The organism is Streptomyces sp. NTD107 (genome assembly GCF_059510435.1).
In genome coordinates, this window is the sequence record NZ_JCAJZV010000004.1 from 1 (window position 1) to 18,498 (window position 18,498).

An 18,498-nucleotide genomic window follows, 5' to 3' on the forward strand; every position below is an offset into this window, starting at 1 on the left:
CCGAGCACGGCGAGCAGCGCGCGGCAGGCTTCCGCACAGCGACGGCAGGCGTCCGCGCAGATCCGGCAGTGCTCGTGCATCGGCGCGTGCCGGCCGCACTCGTCACCGCACGCCTCGCAGGCGGCCACGCACGCCGTCAGCTGGGCGCGGGTGAGGTTCGCGTCATAGCCGGTGTGCCGGGACAGCACCCGACCGGTCGCCTCGCAGACGTCCGCGCAGTCCAGGTCGGTCCGTACACACTTGGCCAGATCGGCCACCCGCACCTCGGACAGACAGGCGTCCGCGCAGGCCGTACAGCTCTGCGCGCAGGCCATGCACGCCTCGATGCAGTGGGCCATCGCCTCCTGATCGGCGTGCCCCATATCGGCGGGGTAGCTGCGCAGCATGCCCCGGACCATGGTCTCGTGAGCCGTGGTCATCGTCCTTCACCTCCATGCGATAGCTGCGCCACGGGTGGCCGCCGGCCCCGGTGGGCAAACCTCTAGGCTGCCGGGCATGACGACTTCCGATGCGGCGGCGCCGCCACTGTCCGCCGCCGTGGTGGTGCACGACCGGGAACGCGGCCGGGTGGTGCTGCTGCGGCGCGGGGCGGGCGCGAGCTTCGGGGCCGGCCTGTGGGATCTGCCGGTGGGCAAGTGCGAGCCGGGCGAGCCGGTGACGGCGGCGGCGGTACGGGAGCTGCGCGAGGAGACCGGACTGCGCGTCGCGGCGGCGGATCTGCGGCTGGCCCATGTGGTGCACGCGGCGCCGGGCACGGTCCGGGCGGCCGGATTCCTGACGGTGGTGTTCAGGACGGAGCGCTGGGCCGGCGAGCCGGTGAACATGGAGCCGGGCAAGCACACCGAGGTGCGCTGGGTGGATACGGACGCGCTGCCGGCGGAGGGGATGGTGCTGTCCACCGACCGGATGCTGGCACGGGCGCTGCACGGCGCGCCGGGGGTCACTCTGCACGGCTGGGGGTGAGCACCCCGAGGCGCTGGGTGGCCCGGGTGAGCGCGACGTAGCGGTCGGCGAGGGCCATCGCGCCGGGGTCCACGACGATGACGGTGTCGTACTCCAGGCCCTTGGCGGCGTGCGGGTCCAGCACGCTCACCCCGGGTGCGGCACCCACCGCGGCGGCGAGGGCGGAGCGCCGGGCGGCCGGGGCGATCACGGCGACGGTGCCGTCCGGGTGCGCGGCCCGTTCACCGGTCACCGCGCGGGCGGTCTCGGCGGCCAGCCGCGCGGCGGGGACGGTACGGCGCCAGGGCGGCAGCCCGGTGGACCGCACCGCGCGGGGCGGGCGCAGTCCGGGGTCGATGGCGCGCAGCACCTCGGCGGCGGGGGCGGCGATCTCGGTCGGCAGCCGGTAGTTGACGGTCAGCTCGGCGGCGCGCCAGCGGCCGGCGAGGTGGGGGTCGAGGGTGTGCGCCCAGGAGCGCGCGCCGCCCGGTGCGCTGCTCTGGGCGATGTCGCCGACCAGGGTCATGGAACGCGCGGGACAGCGGCGCAGCAGCAGCCGCCAGGCCATGGCGGACAGCTCCTGCGCCTCGTCGACGACGATGTGGCCGTAGGTCCAGGTGCGGTCGGCGGCGGCGCGTTCGGCGGGGGTGCGGTGGTCCTGCTCGGCGTACCGGTCGGCGAGCCGTTCGGCGTCGAGCAGGTCGAAGGCGGACAGGATCTCGGGCTCGGATCCGTCGTCGAGTTCGGTGTCGCGCGAGCCGTAGGCCACCTCCAGCGCTTCCTGGGCCAGCCGCAGTCGTTCGGCGTGCTCGGCGGCTGCCGCCGCGCGGGCGGCGCGGTCGTCGGTGCCGAGGAGTTCGGCGGCCTCGTCCAGCAGCGGGACGTCGGAGGGCGCCCAGCCACCGCCGGGGGCGCGCAGCAGCAGTTCCCGCTCCGGCGCGGTGAGTTCGGGCGCGGCGATGGCCAGCCGGCCGGCGGAGGCGAACAGTTCGTCGAGGAGCCGCTGCGGGGTGAGCGGGGGCCACAGCCGGCGCTGCGCGGCGCGTACGCCGGGGCTGTCGCGCAGTTCGGCACGGATGCCGTCGAGTTCGGTCTCGGAGATCAGGGGAAGGCCGCCGGCCGGCGGGTCGGCGCCGATCCGCTCCGCGATGCCGCGGGCGAGGGCGTCGATGACGAGTTCCCCGTGCGCGGACGCGGCCTCGTTGTGCGGCAGGCCGAGTTCGCGGGCGCGGCGCCGCAGCCGGTCGGCGGTGGCCCGGTCCAGGGTCAGGGTCTCGCCCTCGTGGTCGATCTCCAGGGCGGCGGCCGGGAGCCACTGCCGGTCGGCGAGCGCGGCGGCGATCACCCCGGCCATGGCAGCCCGGCCCTTGATTTCGGTGGTACGGGAGTCCTCGGTACGGTCCGCGGTGATCCCGGGGTACAGCTCGGCGGGGGTGGCCAGCAGCACCCCGCTCTCGCCGAGGGAGGGCAGCACCTCGCCGATGTAGCGCAGGAAGGCGGTGCCGGGGCCGACGATGAGCACCACCTCGCGGGCGAGCCGTTCGCGGTGGGTGTAGAGGAGGTAGGCGGCGCGGTGCAGGGCGACGGCGGTCTTGCCGGTGCCGGGGCCGCCCTGGACGACGAGCACGCCGGCCCGCGGGGAGCGGATGACGGCGTCCTGCTCGGCCTGGATGGTGGCCACGATGTCGTTCATCCGGCCGGTGCGCGGCGCGTTGAGGGCGGCGAGCAGCGCGGAGTCGCCGTCCGGGCCGGCGACCGCGCCCCCGGCGCCGAGTTCCTCGTCCTGGACGCCGACGACGGTACGGGCGTCGGTCCGCAGATGGCGGCGGATTCGTACCCCTTCGGTCCTGGCTCCGGTGGCGGCGTAGAAGGGCCGGGCGGCGGGCGCCCGCCAGTCGATCAGGGGTGGTTCGGTTTCATCGTCGTCCGCCGGGATACCGATCCGGCCGATGGCGAGACGCTGTCCGTCCGTCATGGTGAGCCGGCCGAAACACAGTCCGCTCTCGACGGAATGCAGTTGCCCGAGCCGGCGGGCGAGTTCGGCCGCTGCGGCGTCCCGTTCCGAGTGCCCCTGGTGGCCGAGGCCGGTGGCGCCGAGCACCTGGTCGAGCCGCTGTCGGGTCCGCTCCCGCAGTTCGTCGAGACGTGCGTAGAGCGCGGTCAGATATTCCTGTTCGCTCTTCACGACAGTTGACAAGCGATTCCCCTATTCGCTAAACTGGCCGAAGTGGCAGTCTTTTTGCTTTTCTTCGCCACATATCGAACCGAGAAATATAGCAATTCTTTCCCCGCATTCCAAGGCGGGGTTTTTTTATGCGCCCGCGCCCGGCGGGGAACCCTCGGGGAGTACGCTCAGGCGCATGATCGAGGACGGCGCCGGCCCACCCGCCCACCCGCCGTCCCCGCTCCAGGAGGTGCACGACGAGCGGTTCGGCCGGCACGGGCTGCGGCTGCTGCTCAAGCGGGACGACCTGCTGCACCCGGAGCTGATCGGCAACAAGTGGCGCAAGCTCATGCCCAATGTGCGCGCCGCCCGGGCCGCCGGGCACCGGGCGCTGCTCACCTTCGGCGGCGCGTACTCCAGTCATCTGCGGGCCACCGCCGCCGCCGGCCGGATCACCGGGCTGACGACGGTCGGCGTGGTGCGCGGCGACGAACTGGCGCACCGGCCGCTCAACCCCTCCCTCGCCCGCTGCGCCGCCGACGGCATGCGGCTGCACTTCGTCAGCAGGTCCGACTACCGGCTGCGTACCGACCCGGAGTGGCTGGCGGCGCTGCGCGCCCGGTTCGGCGACTGCCACCTCGTGCCGGAGGGCGGCAGCAACGCGCCGGCGGTGCGCGGCTGCGCCGAGCTCGGCCGCGAGCTGCGCGAGGCCGCCGATCCGCCCGATGTCGCCGCCGTCGCGTGCGGCACCGGCGGCACCCTCGCCGGTCTGGCCGCCGGGCTGGGGCCGGGCCGCCGCGCGCTGGGCATCCCCGTCCTGGCGGGCGGGTTCCTCGACGCGCGGGTGCGCGCCCTCCAGACGGAGGCGTTCGGGGGGCCGCGCGGCGCGTGGTGGCTCGATGACCGCTTCCACCACGGCGGGTACGCCCGTACCCCCGGCGCGCTGCGGGAGTTCGCCGCCGACTTCGCCGCCAGGCACGGCCTCCCGGATCTCGAATTGATCTACGTGGCCAAGCTGTTGTACGCGCTGACCGCCCTGGCCGGCGAGGGGGCGTTCGCGCCCGGCAGCACCATCGCCGCCGTGGTCACCGGAACCCCCGGACCGGATACCGTAACGAATCCCACCCGCCCCACCACAGAACGCACTTGATGCATTACGATGAGTAATACCACTGAGGTGGCCGCAAAGATCCAGGCGACAGCACGCCAGTGATCGCGGTAGCGTCGCAGGGCGTACGTTTCGTGTTGGCGCGCGGCACCCTCGGTGGTGCCGGGCAGCGCTCAATCAGTGACAGCCACTGTGGAGGTGAGGGTGTCCCAGTTCCCAGGTGAGCCAGGATCGCAGGACTTCGTCGAGGTCCGGCTGCCCGCGGCGGGTGCCTATCTTTCGGTACTGCGTACGGCCACGGCCGGTCTCGCGGCGCGCTTGGACTTCACCCTCGACGAGATCGAGGATCTGCGCATCGCCGTGGACGAGGCTTGCGCGATCCTGCTCCAGCAAGCCATCCCGGGCAGCGTGCTGGAGTGCGTTTTCACGCTGGTCGGGGATGCCCTGCGGGTCACGGTCTCGGCGCCCACCACCGAAGGCCACGCCCCCGAGCGGGACACCTTCGCCTGGACCGTCCTGACCGCGCTGGCCGGCGAGGTGGAATCGACCGTCAAGGACGACAAGACGGTCAGTATCAGCCTGCACAAGACGCGCGGCGCCGCCCCCGGAGCGCCGTGACCGGCGAATCGGGGCCGCCACCTGACGAGGGGGCCGATATGAACGACGTCGAAGTGGAGCGGGCCGCCGCCATCCCCGGCCAGCCCGAGCCGCCACCCGTACCACCGGCGGCGACCGCCCCCCGGCGGGCGCTGCCCGATCCGCAGGACCGCAGTGCGGCCCGCGAGCTGTTCATCGAGCTGCGGGAGCTGCCCGACGGCTCGCCGCAGCGCGCCGAGTTGCGCAACACGCTGGTCAGAATGCATCTGCCGCTGGTGGAGCATCTGGCGCGGCGGTTCCGCAACCGGGGCGAGCCGCTGGACGATCTCACCCAGGTCGCCACGATCGGGCTGATCAAGTCGGTGGACCGGTTCGACCCGGAGCGCGGCGTGGAGTTCTCCACGTACGCCACGCCCACCGTGGTCGGCGAGATCAAGCGGCACTTCCGGGACAAGGGCTGGGCGGTACGGGTGCCGCGCCGGCTCCAGGAGCTGCGGCTTTCGCTGTCCACGGCCACCGCGGAGCTGTCCCAGCAGCACGGTCGGGCGCCGACGGTGCACGAGCTGGCCGAGCGGCTGAACATCTCCGAGGAGGAGGTGCTGGAGGGCCTGGAGTCGGCGAACGCGTACAGCACGCTGTCGCTCGATGTCCCGGACACGGACGACGAGTCGCCGGCCGTGGCGGACACCCTGGGCGCGGAGGACGACGCGCTGGAGGGTGTGGAGTACCGCGAGTCGCTCAAGCCGCTGCTGGAGGAGTTGCCGCCGCGCGAGAAGAAGATCCTGCTGCTGCGGTTCTTCGGCAACATGACCCAGTCGCAGATCGCGCAGGAGGTCGGGATCTCGCAGATGCATGTCTCCCGGCTGCTGGCGCGGACGCTGGCGCAGTTGCGGGACAAGCTGCTCGTGGAGGAGTGAGGGGCGAGGAGCGTGGGGCGGGTACCGGGTCAGCCCGGCCCGTACCCCGTACCCGTACCTCTCAGGTACTTCGTCAGGCGCGGCGGGCGCCGACGCCCAGCGCGCGGGCGGAGGACTGGTTCATGAGGCAGAACAGCACCGCCAGCGCCGAGCCGCCCAGCGCGAGCGCGACGGCCGGCCAGGCACCGCCGCTGCCGGCCAGGGTGCCGGCCACCGGCAGCATCAGCAGCTGGGTGATCACGGCCGGGCCGCGGCTCCAGGAGCGCAGCCGCCACAGTCCGTGCCCGGCGGCCAGCGGAGCCAGGGCCAGCACCAGTACGGTGATGGCCCCGGTGACGGCCTGGAGCGGGTTGCCGGGGTCGCCGGTGGCGGCGAGCAGCAGCATGTAGCCGCCCAGGCCCACCGCGACGAGCCCCTGGAGGCCGGTGAGTACGGCGGCGGTAGTCAGGGCGCGGGGCCGCTCGGCCGGGGTGCTGTTCTCGCTCACGCCGCCAGGGTATCGGGCCAGTGGGACACCACCCGTGGCGCCCGGATCCTCCCGTGCTGGGTACGCTGCACTTCATGCGCGCGCTTCTCGTGGTCAATCCGGTCGCCACCACCACCAGTGTGCGGACCCGTGATGTGCTCACGCACGCACTCGCCAGCGATCTGAAGCTGGAGGTCGCCGCCACCGAACACCGGGGCCATGCCAGGGAGCTGGCCCGGCGGGCGGCGGAGGACGAGAGCGTGGACATCGTGATCGCGCTGGGCGGGGACGGCACGGCGAACGAGGTGGTCAACGGGCTGCTGCACCACGGCCCCGAGCTGGACCGGCTGCCCAGGCTCGCGGTGCTGCCGGGCGGCTCCACCAATGTCTTCGCGCGGGCGCTGGGGCTGCCCAATGACGCGGTGGAGGCCACCGGGGCGCTGCTGGACGCGCTGCACAACGGTTCGGAGCGGACGATCGGGCTCGGCCTGGCGTCCGGGACGCCGGATTCGCGGGACGCGGAGGTGCCCAAGCGCTGGTTCACGTTCTGTGCGGGGCTCGGCTTCGACGCCGGGGTGGTGGGGCGCGTGGAGCGGGAGCGCGAGCGCGGCAAGCGGTCCACGCACGCCCTGTACGTACGGCAGGCGCTGCGTACCTTTGTGCGGCATCCGCATGGGGAGCGGGGGCCGATCACGTTGCTGCGGCCGGGCCAGGATCCGGTGGCGGAGCTGGTGTTGGGGATAGTGTGCAACACCGCGCCCTGGACATATCTGGGCAATCGGCCGGTGTACGCGGCGCCGCGGGCGTCGTTCGACACCGCGCTGGATGTGATGGCGGTCTCCAAGATGTCTTCGACGGGTATGACCCGTTATGTCACCCAGCTTCTGCGCTCCTCGCCCGAACGCGGGCCACAGGGGAAGCACGTGGTGTCGCTGCACGATGAGACGGAGTTCACCTTGCAATCGCAGGTGCCACTGCCGTTTCAGCTTGATGGTGACCATCTCGGAGTGCGCACGAGTGTGACCTTCACAGGCGTACGCCGTGCACTGCGTGTGATTGTGTGAGCGGAACGGCGAAAAGTCCTTACAGTCGAACGTTTAGCCCAGACTCCACCCGGGAGAAGTAGGGCTGTGAGCAACACGACACCAAGGATTCAAAAAAAACTTTCCGGAAGGGGTTGTATCCGCCGCTGAGGTTTGCGAACCTCTACATGGCGATCGGGACGGCCGACACCTCGGCCCCCAGATCGCCCGAATCCTTCTTCCCCACCCAGCGGGATCCCGCCGAAGACATCCACCGCAGCGCAAGCAACGGCTCGTTCTTCGTCGGGGGGTTCGTGAAAGCGTTCACATTCACAAGCAATGTTACTGCAACGTGCAGGAGATGGAGCAGACATGGACTGGCGTCACAACGCCGTTTGCCGCGAGGAAGACCCCGAGCTGTTCTTCCCCATCGGCAACACCGGTCCCGCGCTGCTGCAGATCGAGGAAGCCAAGGCCGTCTGCCGCCGCTGCCCCGTCATGGAGCAGTGCCTGCAGTGGGCGCTGGAGTCCGGCCAGGACTCCGGCGTCTGGGGTGGGATGAGCGAGGACGAGCGCCGCGCCATGAAGCGCCGCGCCGCTCGCAACCGGGCACGGAAGGCCACCGCCTGATCCAGGCCGGCCCAGGCCACGCCCGGCGGCTGCCACCCCGCCACTGCTGCCTCCGAGCCGCAGCACAGCGCACCGACCGAAGGTGCCCACGCGATACGCGAAAAGCGATGAACGCGGCTGAGCCCCGGACCACTTCAGGTCCGGGGCTCAGTGCTGTGCCTGTGCCGGGCAGCGCCGTGTTCAGCGTTTGTGCTGGTCGACGGGGAGGTCGAGCACGGCGCGGGTGCCGCCGCCCTCCGCCGGGATCATGTCGAAGCGCCCGCCCAACTCCCCCTCCACCAAAGTGCGGACGATCTGCAATCCCAGGCTGCCGTCGGTGTGCGGATCGAAACCCGCAGGCAGTCCGCTGCCGTTGTCGGTCACGGTGACCAGCAGCCGGGCGGACCCGCGGCGTACCTCGGTACGGGTCGCACCGACCTCGATCCGGCCGGTCTCGCCGGGGCCGAAGGCGTGCTCCAGGGCGTTCTGGAGAATCTCGGTGAGCACCATGGACAGCGGGGTGGCGGTCTCGGCGTCCAGAATGCCGAACCGGCCCTTGCGGCGGCCGGTGACCCGGCCGTCCGGGGAGAGTTCGGCGACCATGGTGATCACCCGGTCGGCGATCTCGTCGAACTCGACCCGCTCGTCCAGGTTCTGGGAGAGCGTCTCGTGCACGATGGCGATGGAGCCGACCCGGCGGACCGCCTCGTCCAGCGCGGCACGGGCGTTCTCGTCGCCGGTGGCGCCGATCCTGCGGGCCTGGAGGCGCAGCAGGGCGGCCACGGTCTGGAGGTTGTTCTTCACCCGGTGGTGGATCTCCCGGATGGTGGCGTCCTTGGTGATCAGCTCGCGCTCGCGGCGGCGCAGTTCGGTCACATCGCGCAGCAGTATGAGCGAACCGATGTGCTCGCCCTTGGGTTTGAGCGGGATGGCGCGCAGCTGGACGACGCAGTCGTTGCCCTCGATCTCGGTCTCCCGGGGGGCGTAGCCGCTGGCCAGCTTCACCAGGGATTCGTCCACCGGGCCGCGGGTGGGGGCGAGTTCGGCGGTGGTGGGGCCCAGCGGCAGGCCGACGAGGTCGGCGGCGAGGCCCAGGCGGTGGTACGCGGAGAGCGCGTTGGGGCTGGCGTACTGGACGACGCCGTCGGCGTCGAGCCGCATGAAGCCGTCGCCGACCCGGGGGGCGCGGTCCATGCCGACCTGCTGGCCGGGGTAGGGGAAGGTGCCGCCGGCGATCATCTGGGCGAGGTCGGAGGCGCTTTGCAGATAGGTGAGTTCGAGGCGGCTGGGGGTGCGGACGGTGAGGAGGTTGGTGTTGCGGGCGATGACGCCCAGGACGCGGCCCTCGCGGCGTACCGGGATGGACTCGACCCGGACCGGGACCTCCTCGCGCCACTCGGGGTCGCCCTCACGGACGATGCGGCCCTCGTCGTGGGCGACGTCGAGCAGCGGGCGCCGGCCGCGCGGCACGAGGTGGCCGACCATGTCGTCCTGGTAGGAGGTGGGGCCGGTGTTGGGGCGCATCTGGGCGACGGAGACATAGCGGGTGCCGTCCCGGGTGGGAAGCCACAGCACCAGGTCCGCGAAGGAGAGGTCCGAGAGCAGCTGCCATTCGGAGACCAGCAGATGCAGCCACTCAAGGTCACGTTCCCCGAGGTCGGTGTGCTGGTGGACGAGGTCGTTCATGGAGGGCACACGGGGGAGCTTACCGGCGGGTGTCCGGATGGCGGGCGCCGCGCACCGCGTGGTGTGCGCCGCATCGATCAAGAAACGTCGTGATACGGGCAGATGGCGGCGGTGGGCGCAGGAAATGCGTTCAGAGCATGGACACCCGCCACCCCTGCGGTCAGAATGGAGCGGACCGCAGCTTCTTTCTGCCTCTGCCTTCCCCGCACAGGAGGGCAGACGCGAGGCCCCGGTGCTCTCTGCCCTGACGGCGCCCGGGTCCGCGATCGCTCCGGGCTGCGGTGCCGGGAGGGTTGAGGGTCCCTCTCAGGCGCCGCGGCCCTGGGTGCGGGAGGGCTCGCCGCGCGGGGCGCCGGCCACCGGCCAGGCGCGCAGGGCGATCGCCGCCACCGCTTCCAGCTCTTCCCTGCTCGCGCCTTCGCACGACTGCTGGCTCATGCCGGTCATCACCCCCTGGACGTAGCGGGCCAGCGCCGCGGCGCCGGCGCCCTCGGGCAGTTCACCGGCGGCGATGCCGTCCTGGATGCGGTGCCGCAGGACGGTCAGGGTCCGCTCGCGGCGCTGCCGCAGCTGGTGGGCGGCCTCCCGTGAGGCGTCGGCGTGGGCGGTGGACATGAGGATCATGCAGCCGGGGGGCCGGCCGGGGCGGGTGTACTCGTCGGCGGCCTCATACAGGACGCGGGCGACGGCGGCGTGGGCGGTGGGCTCCTCGTTCAGGGCCCGGTGGACGAAGCCCTGCCGGTCGACGTAGCAGCGCAGGGCCTCTTCGAAGAGCGTCTTCTTGTCGCCGAACGCCGCGTACAGGCTGGGGGCGCCGATGCCCATCTCGCGGGTGAGATCGGCGATGGAGGTGGCGTCGTAGCCGTGCTCCCAGAAGGAGAGCATGGCGCGTTCCAGTGCGGTGGCCCGGTCAAAGGAACGGGGGCGACCACGCGATCGGGTGACCATGGACGCCATTCTATAGCGAGTGCTTCAAAAATCGTGCTACGTTCCTTTCTGTAGCGACTGCTAGAGAAAGGTGGTGGGCGGCGGATGAGCGCGCTCTCGGGGAAGACGGCACTGGTCACGGGCGGCAGCCGGGGCATCGGGCGGGCGATCGCGGAGCGGCTGGCGCGGGACGGCGCGCGGGTCGCGGTGCACTACGGGCGGGGCGAGGCGGCGGCCAAGGAGACGGTCGCGGCGATCGAGGCGGCGGGCGGCAGCGCGTTCGCCCTGGGCGCCGAGCTGGGCGTGCCGGGTGACGCGGAGGCGCTGTGGGCGGCGTTCGACGCTCAGGCGGACGGAGTGGACATCCTGGTGAACAACGCCGGGATCAATGGCTCGGGCGGTGGGGTCGCGGGCACCGGCACCGAGGAGTTCGACCGGCTGTTCGCGGTCAACACCCGGGCGCCGTTCTTCATCGCCCAACTCGCGCTGTCCCGGCTGCGGGACGGCGGGCGAATCATCAATCTCTCCACCAACCTCACCGCGAGCGCCGCGCGGAAGCCCGGGCTCGTGGCGTACTCGATGACCAAGGGTGCCCTCGACCGGCTGACCCCGGTGCTGGCCAAGGAGCTCGGCCCGCGCGGGATCACGGTCAACGCCATCGCACCGGGCGCGGTGGACACCGATATGAACGCCGGCTGGCTGCGCGGCTCGCAGGAGGCCCGGCGGGCGACGGCGGAGCAGTCCGCGCTCGGGCGGGTGGCGGAGGCCGGCGACATAGCGGACATCGCCGCGTTTCTCGCCTGTGACGACAGCCGCTGGGTCACCGGCCAGTGGATAGAGGCGTCCGGGGGCGCGCTGCTGTAACCCCCGCAGGACGAGGACGAGGACGAGGGCGAGATCGGCTCGGCCGGCAGAGCCCGCCGGTCAACTGGTCTCGGTGACCTTGGCCAGGGCGCGCGGCGCGTCCGGGTCCTGGCCCCGGGCGAGGGTGATCTCGTGGGCGAGCATCTGGAGCGGGATGATCTCCAGGATCGGCTGAAGGTTCTCCGGCACCCCCTCGGTGTGCAGGGCGAAGCCGGCCGAGGCCGCGTCCACTTGTGGTGCGGGCCCGACCACCATCAGATCCGCCCCCCGGTCCCGGAGCCGGTCGAGCACCGGTTGCAGGGCCTGGCCGCCCTTGCCGTCGGTGACGATGGCGATCACCGGGGAAATGTTGTCGACCATGGCCAGTGGGCCGTGCAGCAGATCCGCCCCCGAGTAGGACAGGGCCGGGATGTAGCTGGTCTCCATCAGTTTCAGCGCGGCTTCCTTGGCCGTGGGATAGCCGTAGCCACGGGAGGTGAGCACCATGCGCTCGGCGAAGCGGTAGCGGGCGGCGAGGGTGGTGATCTCCGGGCGGCGCCGGAGGATCCGCTCGGCGAGTTCGGGCAGCGGGGCGGCGGCCGGCGCCCCGTCCGTCTCCCGCAGCCCCTGCACCAGGAGATACAGCGCCAGCAGTTCGGCGGTGTAGGTCTTGGTGGCCGGCAGGGCCTGTTCGGGCCCGGCCAGCACATCGAGGTGGAACTCGGAGGCGGCGGCCAGTGGGGAGGAGGGGTTGTTGGTCACCGCGAGGGTGATCGCCCCGGCCGCGCGGGCGGCCTGGGTGGAGGCGAGCAGATCGGGTGAGCCGCCGGACTGGCTCACCGTGATGACCAGGACATCGCGCAGATCGGGGGTGGCCGCGTAGGCGGTGGTGGTGGACATGGAGGTGAGGCCGCAGGGCATACCAAGATCGATTTCCAGCAGGTACTTGGCGTAGAGCGCGGCATGGTCGGAGGTGCCCCGGGCGGTCAGCAGCACGAACCGGGGGCGGCGGGCGGCGATCGCGCGGGCCGTCTCCCGGACGGCGGGGGCACCCTCGGTCAGCAGGCGGCGCAGCACGGCGGGTTGCTGGGCCATCTCGCCGGCCATGATCCGGCCGGGCCGGTCACCGGTCATGGTCACGGTCCTCCCCCGCCGGTGCACCGGCGATGACCTCGGCGGCGGCCCGGCCGCAGACCCGGGCGGCGCCGTGGGTGGCGATGTGCAGCGCGCCGGCGGGCGCGGAGGCGGGCACCCCCATCTCCACCACGATGGTGTCGGGCCGGGCGGCGAGCAGCGCGGTCAGGGTGTCGGCCATCCACGGGTGCCGATGGGCGTCGCGGACCACGGCGACCACCGGGTGCTCGCCCGCCTCTTCCAGGATGCCGGCGGCGAGGGCGGCCGGTCCGGCGGCCTGCGCCTGGTCGGCGGTGTGATCGGCGGAGCGGGTGCCGGGCAGCAGTTGCTCCAGTTCGGTGGCCACCCCCCACGGGGTGCGGTGGCCCACGGCGATGTTGGCGACAGGATGGAAGGAGGCCACATAGGGCGGCAGGGTCGGCGGGCTGTGCGGAGGGCCGCCCGCCGGGCGGGTGAGCCGCAGGGCACGGCGGGCGGCGGCCAGACCGATGTCCGGCACGGGGCGGCCGGTGCCGGCGTCCGCGGCGGCTCCGGTGACGGCCTCGGTACGGGCCCGGGCGGTCCAGCGGCCCAGGGCGCGGACGCGTTCGGCGGCGTCGTGGAGCCGTTCCTCGGACAGTTCCCCGTCCCGTACCGCCTGGATGATCGCGTCCCGCAGGTGCAGCACCTCCGCCTCGTCGGAGGGGGTGCCGCCCACGCAGATGGCGTCGGCCCCGGCGGCCACCGCCAGGGCGCAGCCGCGGGCCAGGCCGTGCACGGCCTCGATCGCCTTCATCTCGATGGCGTCGGAGTAGATCACCCCGTCGAAGCCGAGGCCGCCCTCCGTCTGCGGGGCGCGCAGCAGACCGTTGAGCACGGTGGGGCTGAGCGTGCCGGGGCGGTCGGGGTCCAGGGCGGGCAGCAGGATGTGGGCGCTCATCACGCAGCGGGTGCCGGCGGCGATGGCGGCCTTGAAGGGGACGAGTTCGCGGGAGTGGAGGGTGTCGAGATCGATGTCGATGCGGGGCAGCGCGAGATGGGAGTCGACGCTGGTGTTGCCGTGGCCGGGGAAGTGTTTGACGCAGGCGGCGACACCGGTGCTCTGGAGTCCTTCGACGAAGGCGACGGTGTGCCGGGCGACCAGGTCGGGGTCCTCGCCGAAGGAGCGCACCCCGATCACCGGGTTGCCGGGGTCGGTGTTGATGTCGGCCGAGGGCGCCCAGTTGACGGTGATGCCGCATTCGGTGAGCCGGTGGCCGATGGCGGTGGCCACCGCGCGGGTGAGGTCGGGGTCATCCGCCGCGCCCAGGGCGTGGTTGCCGGGGAAGGAGGAGCCGCCGATCAGTTCCAGGCGGGTGACATCGCCGGCCTCCTCGTCGGTGGCGACCAGTACCTCGGGGTTGGCGGCGCGCAGCGCCCCGGTGAGGGCGGCCAGTTGTTCGGTGCTGTGCACATTGCGGCCGAACAGGCCGACCCCGGTCATGCCGTTCTCCAGTTGCCGCAGCAGCCAGGCCGGTGCCCGGTCGGTGCCGGCGAAGGTGGGCTGGAGCACGGCCAGGGCGTCCCGGGTGAGGGTGTCGGTGACGCGGTGGGTGGTGGTCATCGGGGTGCTATCCCTTCACGGCACCCGCGGAGAGACCGCCGGTGACCCTTCGCTGGAGGAGGAGAAAGACGATCAGCACGGGGACGGTGAACAGGGAGGAGGCGGCCATGGTGGCGCCCCAGTCATTGCCGAAGTTGGTCTGGAACTGGGTGAGCCACAGCGGCAGGGTGGCCATGTCGGGGGCCTTGTTGAGCACCAGGACCATGGCGTACTCATTCCACGCCATGATGAAGCCGAACAGTGAGGTGGCCATCAGTCCGGGGGCCAGCAGCGGGAAGATGATCCGGAAGAACGCCTGGGTGCGGGTGCAGCCGTCGATGAGGGCGGCTTCCTCCAGCTCCTTGGGCACAGCGGCGATGAAGCCGCGCAGGGTCCAGATGGTGAAGGGCAGCGCCATCACGAAATAGATGACGATCAGGGTGACCAGGCTGTTGAGCGCCTGGGCGTCCCGGGCGTTCAGATACATCACGATGATCAGGATTTCCCAGGGCGCCATCTGGGCCATCATCACCACGAGGACCATGCCGCGCCGGCCGCGGAAGTTCAGCCGGGCGATGGCGAAGCTGGCGGCCAGCGCCACGATCAGGGCCAGCAGCACGGCGGCCAGCGTCACCACGACGCTGTTGCGGACATACGTCCAGAACAGCTCCACGCCGGTGGCGGTGGTGTAGTGCTCGAAGGTCGGGGTGAAGAAGAAGACGGGGTCCTTCACCAGCACCTGGGAGTTGCTCTTGAAGGAGGTGGAGAACATCCAGTACACGGGAAAGAGGAACAGCACGGTCAGCGCGAGGGCCACCGCGTTGAGCCCGGCCCGGTTCAGGCGCTTGGCCCGGCGGGCGCGCGCGGAGGCGGAGACGTCGCTCCGTACGGCGGTGCGCCCCCCGGCCGGGGGCCGCGCGAGGGCCTGGTCGGTGGCGGTCATGGCTGCTGCTCCTTCTCCTGCTTGAGGATCAGGCGGAAGTAGAAGGACAGGGCGATCAGCAGGATGATCAGGGTGAGTACGGAGATGGCCGCCGCCGAGCCGTACTGGTTTTGGCCCATGCCCTCGATGTAGGCCATGACGGGCAGGGTCTCGGACTCCCGGCTGGGTCCGCCGGCGTTCAAGGCGTAGATCTGGGTGAACGCCTTGAAGACCCAGATGATCTCCAGGAAGGTGGTGATGAGGAAGAACGGCCGCATGATCGGGGCGGTGATGGACCAGAAGATCCGCGGGCCCGAGGCGCCGTCCATCCGGGCCGCCTCGTAGATCTCACCGCTGATGGTGGTGAGTCCGGCGTACAGGTTGAGTGCCACGAAGGGCACCGAGGCCCACACGATCAGCACGGTGACGATCGACAGGGTGGAGAAGCCGGTGGCGAACCAGTTGTGCTGTTCGTAGCCGGAGAAGCCCAGGGTGCGCATCACCCAGTTGGCCACCCCGAACTGGGTGTCGAACAGCCAGCGGAAGACCGTGGTGGTGGCGATCACCGGCATGGCCCAGGCGAACACCAGGGCGATCGACAGGGTCAGCCGCATGCGCTTGCCGAGCTTGTTCAGCAGCAGCCCGATGAGGGTGCCGATCACCATGATCAGCACCACGTTGGCGGCCATGAAGACGAAGGTGCGGACCAGGGAGGCCCAGAAGCGTTCGTCCTCCAGCACCCGCCGGTAGTTGTCCAGCCCCGTCCACTCGGTGGTGTGGGAGATCAGCTGGCGGCGGCCGAACGCCTGGAAGGAGATGAGGAGGTTGCGCACCAGGGCGTAGCCGAGGATGCCCACGATCGCCAGCACGGCGGGCGTGATCAGCAGATACGGCAGCCAGCCGCCGGGCGGCGCGAACCGGCGGCCGGGCCGGGCGGCCCGGCCGGCGGTAGCCGCCGCCGGGCCGGAGCCGGGTCCCTCGGTGTCCACGGTCAACATGCGTGTCGTTCCTCATCCTTCGCCGGGGGGCAGCCGCCGCGTGGACTATTCGCGGTTGATGCGGGTGGTGATCTCCGAGTCGGCCGCCTGGGCGGCGGAGGCGTAGTCCTCACCGTTGAGCGACTTGGTCATCATTTCCTTGATCGGATTGGGGACGGTCTCGACGTTGGCCCATCCGGTGGTAAGTGGCGGCAGGAAGCCGACATCGGAGGAGGCGACCATGGCCTCGGCGAAGGAGCCGGCCTCGGGGCTGGCGGTCACATCGGTGCGGTTGGGGACCACGCCGCCACCGTTGGCGTCCACGAACTTCTGTGCCCATTCCTGGGAGGTGGCCAGCGACAGCCACTCCTGGGCCAGCTCCGGGTTGCCGGCGCGCTGATTGATCGCCAGGTTGGAGCCGCCGAGGAAGACATGGCCGAGCTGGTCGGCGGTCTTGCCGGGGACCGGGAAGTAGCCGAAGTCGGCCTCGCCGCCGGCCTCCTCGATGGCGGCGATGGCGCCACCCGCCTCCCAGCCGAGCCCGATCCAGGAGGCCACGTCGCCGCCCGGCACGACATCGGTGGACTGCTGGGGGGTCGCCTCGTCATTGTCGGTGGGCGAGGTGGAGAAGGACTGGAGCTGCCCGTAGAAGTCCATGCCGGCCTGACCGGCCGGGGTGTTGAGGGAGCCCTTCCACTGGTCGCCGTCCTCGGTGGCGAAGGAGCCCCCCTCGTCCGCGATGAAGCCACCCAGCACGTAGTAGCTCTGGCCCGGCAGATAGATGGGCTGGGCGTCGGTGTTGTCGCGGATGGTCTCCAGGGCGGTGATCCACTCGTCCCGGGTGGTGGGCACCTGTGCGCCGGCCTCGTCCCAGATCTTCTTGTCGTAGATGACCACCCGGTTGGCGCCGTACATGGGCACGGCGTACAGGGTGTCGTCGATCTCGGCGGAGGCCATCATGTTGGGGTTCCACGGCTGGTCCTTGAACGAGGACAGCTCGGCCAGACCGCCGGTGTTGGCGTAGCCCACCGTCTGGGTGTTGCCGATCTCGAAGACGTCCACCGTGCCGTCCTCGGAGAGGGCGGTGGTGAGCCGCTCCTGGATGCCGCCCCACTGCTGGATCTGTACATCGACCTTGACGCCGTGTTCGGCCTCGAACGCGTCATTGAGCTCGGTCACCCACGGCTCGGGGGCGGAACCGTCCATCAGCCAAACGGTCAGGGAATCGGACGAGCCGCTTCCGCCGCTCGAACCGCTGCCGTCGTCGCCGGTACCGCAGGCGGCCAGTGCCGCGGTCATCGCCGTCACCGATACGGCGGCCATCAGCGTGCGCTTCACGTGACCCTCCTCGGGGCATCCGCCCCTTGACACCCGTGCCGGGAGCGGTGGTTAGTAGTGAAGGAACAAGAGGTGTAGACCAGTTGCACGGAGCCTGGACTAGACCAAGGAGAGGTGTCAAGAGTCCACAAGCGGGCCCCGTCCGTCCGTTACCGGACCGACACCTGTCCGCCGACGCCGCGCCCGTTCGGGCCGTGCCACGATGTCAGCTGCGAAAAACGGAGGAGCCGGTGACAGCACCGCACCGATACGGGGAAGGACGGTCCATGACGGGCGAAGGGGGCACGGCACCGGCGGCCGGAACCGAGGGCACCGACCGGAACCGTGCCGCGCGGGTGCCCAAGTACTACCGCCTCAAGCGGCATCTGCTGCGGATGACCGAGACCCTGCCGCCCGGCACTCCGGTGCCGCCGGAGCGATCCCTCGCCATTGAGTTCGACACCTCACGCACCACCGTCCGCCAGGCCCTCCAGGAACTCGTCGTCGAGGGCCGCCTCGAACGCATCCAGGGCAAGGGCACCTTCGTCGCCAAACCCAAGGTCTCCCAGGCGCTGCAACTGACCTCCTACACCGAGGACATGCGCGCCCAGGGCCTGGAACCCACCTCCCAGCTGCTGGACATCGGCTACATCAACGCCGACGAACGGCTCTCGCGGCTGCTCGGCCTCCCCGAGGGCGGCCGGGTCCTGCGCATCGAACGGCTGCGGCTGGCCAGCGGCGAGCCGATGGCGCTGGAGACCACCCACCTCTCCCAGGAGCGCTTCCCCGCGCTGCGCCGCTCCCTGGTGCGGTTCACCTCGCTCTACACGGCGCTGGCCGAGGTGTACGGGGTCCATCTGGCCCGGGCGGAGGAGACGATCGAGACCTCGCTGGCCAATCCGTGCGAGGCGGGGCGGCTGGGCACCGATGTCGGGCTGCCGATGCTGATGCTGTCGCGGCACTCGTTCGCCACGGACGGGGAGCCGGTGGAATGGGTGCGCTCCGTGTACCGGGGCGACCGCTACAAGTTCGTGGCCAATCTGGAGCGGCCGGCCCCGGTACCGCCGCCCGCGTCCTGACGCCACCAGGTCATGATCATCACGCGATGAGTCGGTGAAGACGTCCCTCAATCCCGCACCGCCCCATGGTCATCCGGCCGCTCCTGCCCTAGATTCGCCCTCTGTCGGGCGATGACGACCGGCACGGTGGTGCAGGGAGGGTACGACTGTGGTGCGACAACTACGGCAGGCACGACCCCGTACGGTCGTCATCTGGACGCTGGTGTCCGTGGTGGCGGCCTGTGGCT

General features: G+C 71.3%; 18 protein-coding genes. 8 read left to right on the forward strand and 10 right to left on the reverse strand.

Translation table 11 applies throughout. The features are described 5' to 3' along the window. The coding region (locus AC5WRL_RS09865) for a four-helix bundle copper-binding protein (protein ID WP_496088017.1) at positions 1–419 on the reverse strand (419 nt) is incomplete at its 3' end. A gap of 76 nt (positions 420–495) precedes the next feature. On the opposite strand from AC5WRL_RS09865, the gene AC5WRL_RS09870 reads away from it, so the two are divergent. Beyond that, entirely contained in the window at positions 496–963 is a 468-nt protein-coding gene (locus AC5WRL_RS09870) for an NUDIX domain-containing protein (RefSeq protein WP_496088018.1), read from the forward strand. On the opposite strand, the gene AC5WRL_RS09875 is transcribed toward AC5WRL_RS09870, so the two are convergent. After that, positions 941–3,139, reverse strand: coding sequence for an ATP-binding domain-containing protein (locus AC5WRL_RS09875; protein WP_496088019.1), 2,199 nt, complete (start codon positions 3,137–3,139; stop codon positions 941–943). The genes AC5WRL_RS09870 and AC5WRL_RS09875 overlap by 23 nt on opposite strands. Before the next feature lie 163 nt (positions 3,140–3,302). Between AC5WRL_RS09875 and AC5WRL_RS09880 the strand changes: the two genes are divergently transcribed. The 3 genes from AC5WRL_RS09880 to AC5WRL_RS09890 all read left to right on the forward strand — a co-directional run bounded on the left by AC5WRL_RS09880 (position 3,303) and on the right by AC5WRL_RS09890 (position 5,728). Further along, on the forward strand, positions 3,303–4,256 hold the full coding sequence (locus AC5WRL_RS09880; protein WP_496088020.1) for a 1-aminocyclopropane-1-carboxylate deaminase/D-cysteine desulfhydrase: 954 nt from the start codon (positions 3,303–3,305) through the stop codon (positions 4,254–4,256). A 162-nt stretch (positions 4,257–4,418) separates the two neighbouring features. Continuing rightward, positions 4,419–4,832, forward strand: a complete 414-nt coding sequence (locus AC5WRL_RS09885) for an ATP-binding protein (RefSeq protein ID WP_496088021.1) — start codon at positions 4,419–4,421, stop codon at positions 4,830–4,832. Continuing rightward, positions 4,721–5,728 (forward strand): RNA polymerase sigma factor SigF, encoded by a 1,008-nt coding sequence (locus AC5WRL_RS09890; protein ID WP_496088441.1) that lies wholly within the window; start codon positions 4,721–4,723, stop codon positions 5,726–5,728. Before AC5WRL_RS09885 ends, AC5WRL_RS09890 begins: the two co-directional genes overlap by 112 nt. A gap of 73 nt (positions 5,729–5,801) precedes the next feature. Here AC5WRL_RS09890 and AC5WRL_RS09895 read toward each other — a convergent pair whose 3' ends face one another. Further along, a complete protein-coding gene (locus AC5WRL_RS09895; protein ID WP_496088022.1) occupies positions 5,802–6,215 on the reverse strand; it encodes a hypothetical protein in 414 nt (137 codons plus the stop codon). A gap of 74 nt (positions 6,216–6,289) precedes the next feature. Between AC5WRL_RS09895 and AC5WRL_RS09900 the strand changes: the two genes are divergently transcribed. Next, complete coding sequence (locus tag AC5WRL_RS09900) at positions 6,290–7,258, forward strand: diacylglycerol/lipid kinase family protein (protein WP_496088023.1); 969 nt, start codon at positions 6,290–6,292, stop codon at positions 7,256–7,258. Between the two features lie 330 nt (positions 7,259–7,588). Continuing rightward, positions 7,589–7,846 carry a WhiB family transcriptional regulator gene (locus AC5WRL_RS09905; RefSeq protein WP_019433310.1) on the forward strand — a complete coding sequence of 86 codons (258 nt, stop codon included), beginning with the start codon at positions 7,589–7,591 and terminating at the stop codon, positions 7,844–7,846. Between the two features lie 180 nt (positions 7,847–8,026). Here AC5WRL_RS09905 and AC5WRL_RS09910 read toward each other — a convergent pair whose 3' ends face one another. Both AC5WRL_RS09910 and AC5WRL_RS09915 read right to left on the reverse strand, forming a co-directional pair. Next, positions 8,027–9,520, reverse strand: a complete 1,494-nt coding sequence (locus tag AC5WRL_RS09910) for a sensor histidine kinase (RefSeq protein WP_496088024.1) — start codon at positions 9,518–9,520, stop codon at positions 8,027–8,029. A 297-nt stretch (positions 9,521–9,817) separates the two neighbouring features. Continuing rightward, positions 9,818–10,459 carry a TetR/AcrR family transcriptional regulator gene (locus AC5WRL_RS09915; protein WP_496088025.1) on the reverse strand — a complete coding sequence of 214 codons (642 nt, stop codon included), beginning with the start codon at positions 10,457–10,459 and terminating at the stop codon, positions 9,818–9,820. A gap of 84 nt (positions 10,460–10,543) precedes the next feature. Here AC5WRL_RS09915 and AC5WRL_RS09920 point away from each other — a divergent pair, with 84 nt between their 5' ends. Next, positions 10,544–11,302 (forward strand): SDR family oxidoreductase, encoded by a 759-nt coding sequence (locus AC5WRL_RS09920; protein ID WP_496088026.1) that lies wholly within the window; start codon positions 10,544–10,546, stop codon positions 11,300–11,302. 60 nt (positions 11,303–11,362) lie between these two features. Here the strand turns inward: AC5WRL_RS09920 and AC5WRL_RS09925 are convergent, their stop codons facing one another. The 5 genes from AC5WRL_RS09925 to AC5WRL_RS09945 are packed head-to-tail and all read right to left on the reverse strand — an operon-like array spanning position 11,363 to position 17,213. Next, on the reverse strand, positions 11,363–12,415 hold the full coding sequence (locus tag AC5WRL_RS09925; RefSeq protein ID WP_496088027.1) for an SIS domain-containing protein: 1,053 nt from the start codon (positions 12,413–12,415) through the stop codon (positions 11,363–11,365). Further along, positions 12,405–13,997 carry a glycoside hydrolase family 3 protein gene (locus AC5WRL_RS09930; protein WP_496088028.1) on the reverse strand — a complete coding sequence of 531 codons (1,593 nt, stop codon included), beginning with the start codon at positions 13,995–13,997 and terminating at the stop codon, positions 12,405–12,407. Before AC5WRL_RS09930 ends, AC5WRL_RS09925 begins: the two co-directional genes overlap by 11 nt. Positions 13,998–14,004: 7 nt before the next feature. Next, positions 14,005–14,919 (reverse strand): carbohydrate ABC transporter permease, encoded by a 915-nt coding sequence (locus AC5WRL_RS09935; RefSeq protein WP_496088029.1) that lies wholly within the window; start codon positions 14,917–14,919, stop codon positions 14,005–14,007. Beyond that, on the reverse strand, positions 14,916–15,896 hold the full coding sequence (locus tag AC5WRL_RS09940; protein ID WP_496088030.1) for a carbohydrate ABC transporter permease: 981 nt from the start codon (positions 15,894–15,896) through the stop codon (positions 14,916–14,918). Before AC5WRL_RS09940 ends, AC5WRL_RS09935 begins: the two co-directional genes overlap by 4 nt. A gap of 45 nt (positions 15,897–15,941) precedes the next feature. Beyond that, positions 15,942–17,213, reverse strand: coding sequence for an extracellular solute-binding protein (locus AC5WRL_RS09945; protein WP_496088031.1), 1,272 nt, complete (start codon positions 17,211–17,213; stop codon positions 15,942–15,944). 266 nt (positions 17,214–17,479) lie between these two features. Here AC5WRL_RS09945 and AC5WRL_RS09950 point away from each other — a divergent pair, with 266 nt between their 5' ends. After that, on the forward strand, positions 17,480–18,271 hold the full coding sequence (locus AC5WRL_RS09950) for a GntR family transcriptional regulator (protein WP_496088032.1): 792 nt from the start codon (positions 17,480–17,482) through the stop codon (positions 18,269–18,271). The last annotated feature ends 227 nt before the right edge of the window (positions 18,272–18,498 follow it).

Bases quoted from the DNA above. Each gene is read 5' to 3' on its own strand.
- AC5WRL_RS09915 (WP_496088025.1), bottom strand. From the start codon at position 10,459: ATGGTCACCCGATCGCGTGGTCGCCCCCGTTCCTTTGACCGGGCCACC.
- AC5WRL_RS09940 (WP_496088030.1), bottom strand. From the start codon at position 15,896: ATGTTGACCGTGGACACCGAGGGACCCGGCTCCGGCCCGGCGGCGGCT.
- AC5WRL_RS09900 (WP_496088023.1), top strand. From the start codon at position 6,290: ATGCGCGCGCTTCTCGTGGTCAATCCGGTCGCCACCACCACCAGTGTG.
- AC5WRL_RS09950 (WP_496088032.1), top strand. From the start codon at position 17,480: ATGACGGGCGAAGGGGGCACGGCACCGGCGGCCGGAACCGAGGGCACC.
- AC5WRL_RS09905 (WP_019433310.1), top strand. From the start codon at position 7,589: ATGGACTGGCGTCACAACGCCGTTTGCCGCGAGGAAGACCCCGAGCTG.
- AC5WRL_RS09930 (WP_496088028.1), bottom strand. From the start codon at position 13,997: ATGACCACCACCCACCGCGTCACCGACACCCTCACCCGGGACGCCCTG.
- AC5WRL_RS09920 (WP_496088026.1), top strand. From the start codon at position 10,544: ATGAGCGCGCTCTCGGGGAAGACGGCACTGGTCACGGGCGGCAGCCGG.
- AC5WRL_RS09880 (WP_496088020.1), top strand. From the start codon at position 3,303: ATGATCGAGGACGGCGCCGGCCCACCCGCCCACCCGCCGTCCCCGCTC.
- AC5WRL_RS09870 (WP_496088018.1), top strand. From the start codon at position 496: ATGACGACTTCCGATGCGGCGGCGCCGCCACTGTCCGCCGCCGTGGTG.
- AC5WRL_RS09935 (WP_496088029.1), bottom strand. From the start codon at position 14,919: ATGACCGCCACCGACCAGGCCCTCGCGCGGCCCCCGGCCGGGGGGCGC.
- AC5WRL_RS09925 (WP_496088027.1), bottom strand. From the start codon at position 12,415: ATGACCGGTGACCGGCCCGGCCGGATCATGGCCGGCGAGATGGCCCAG.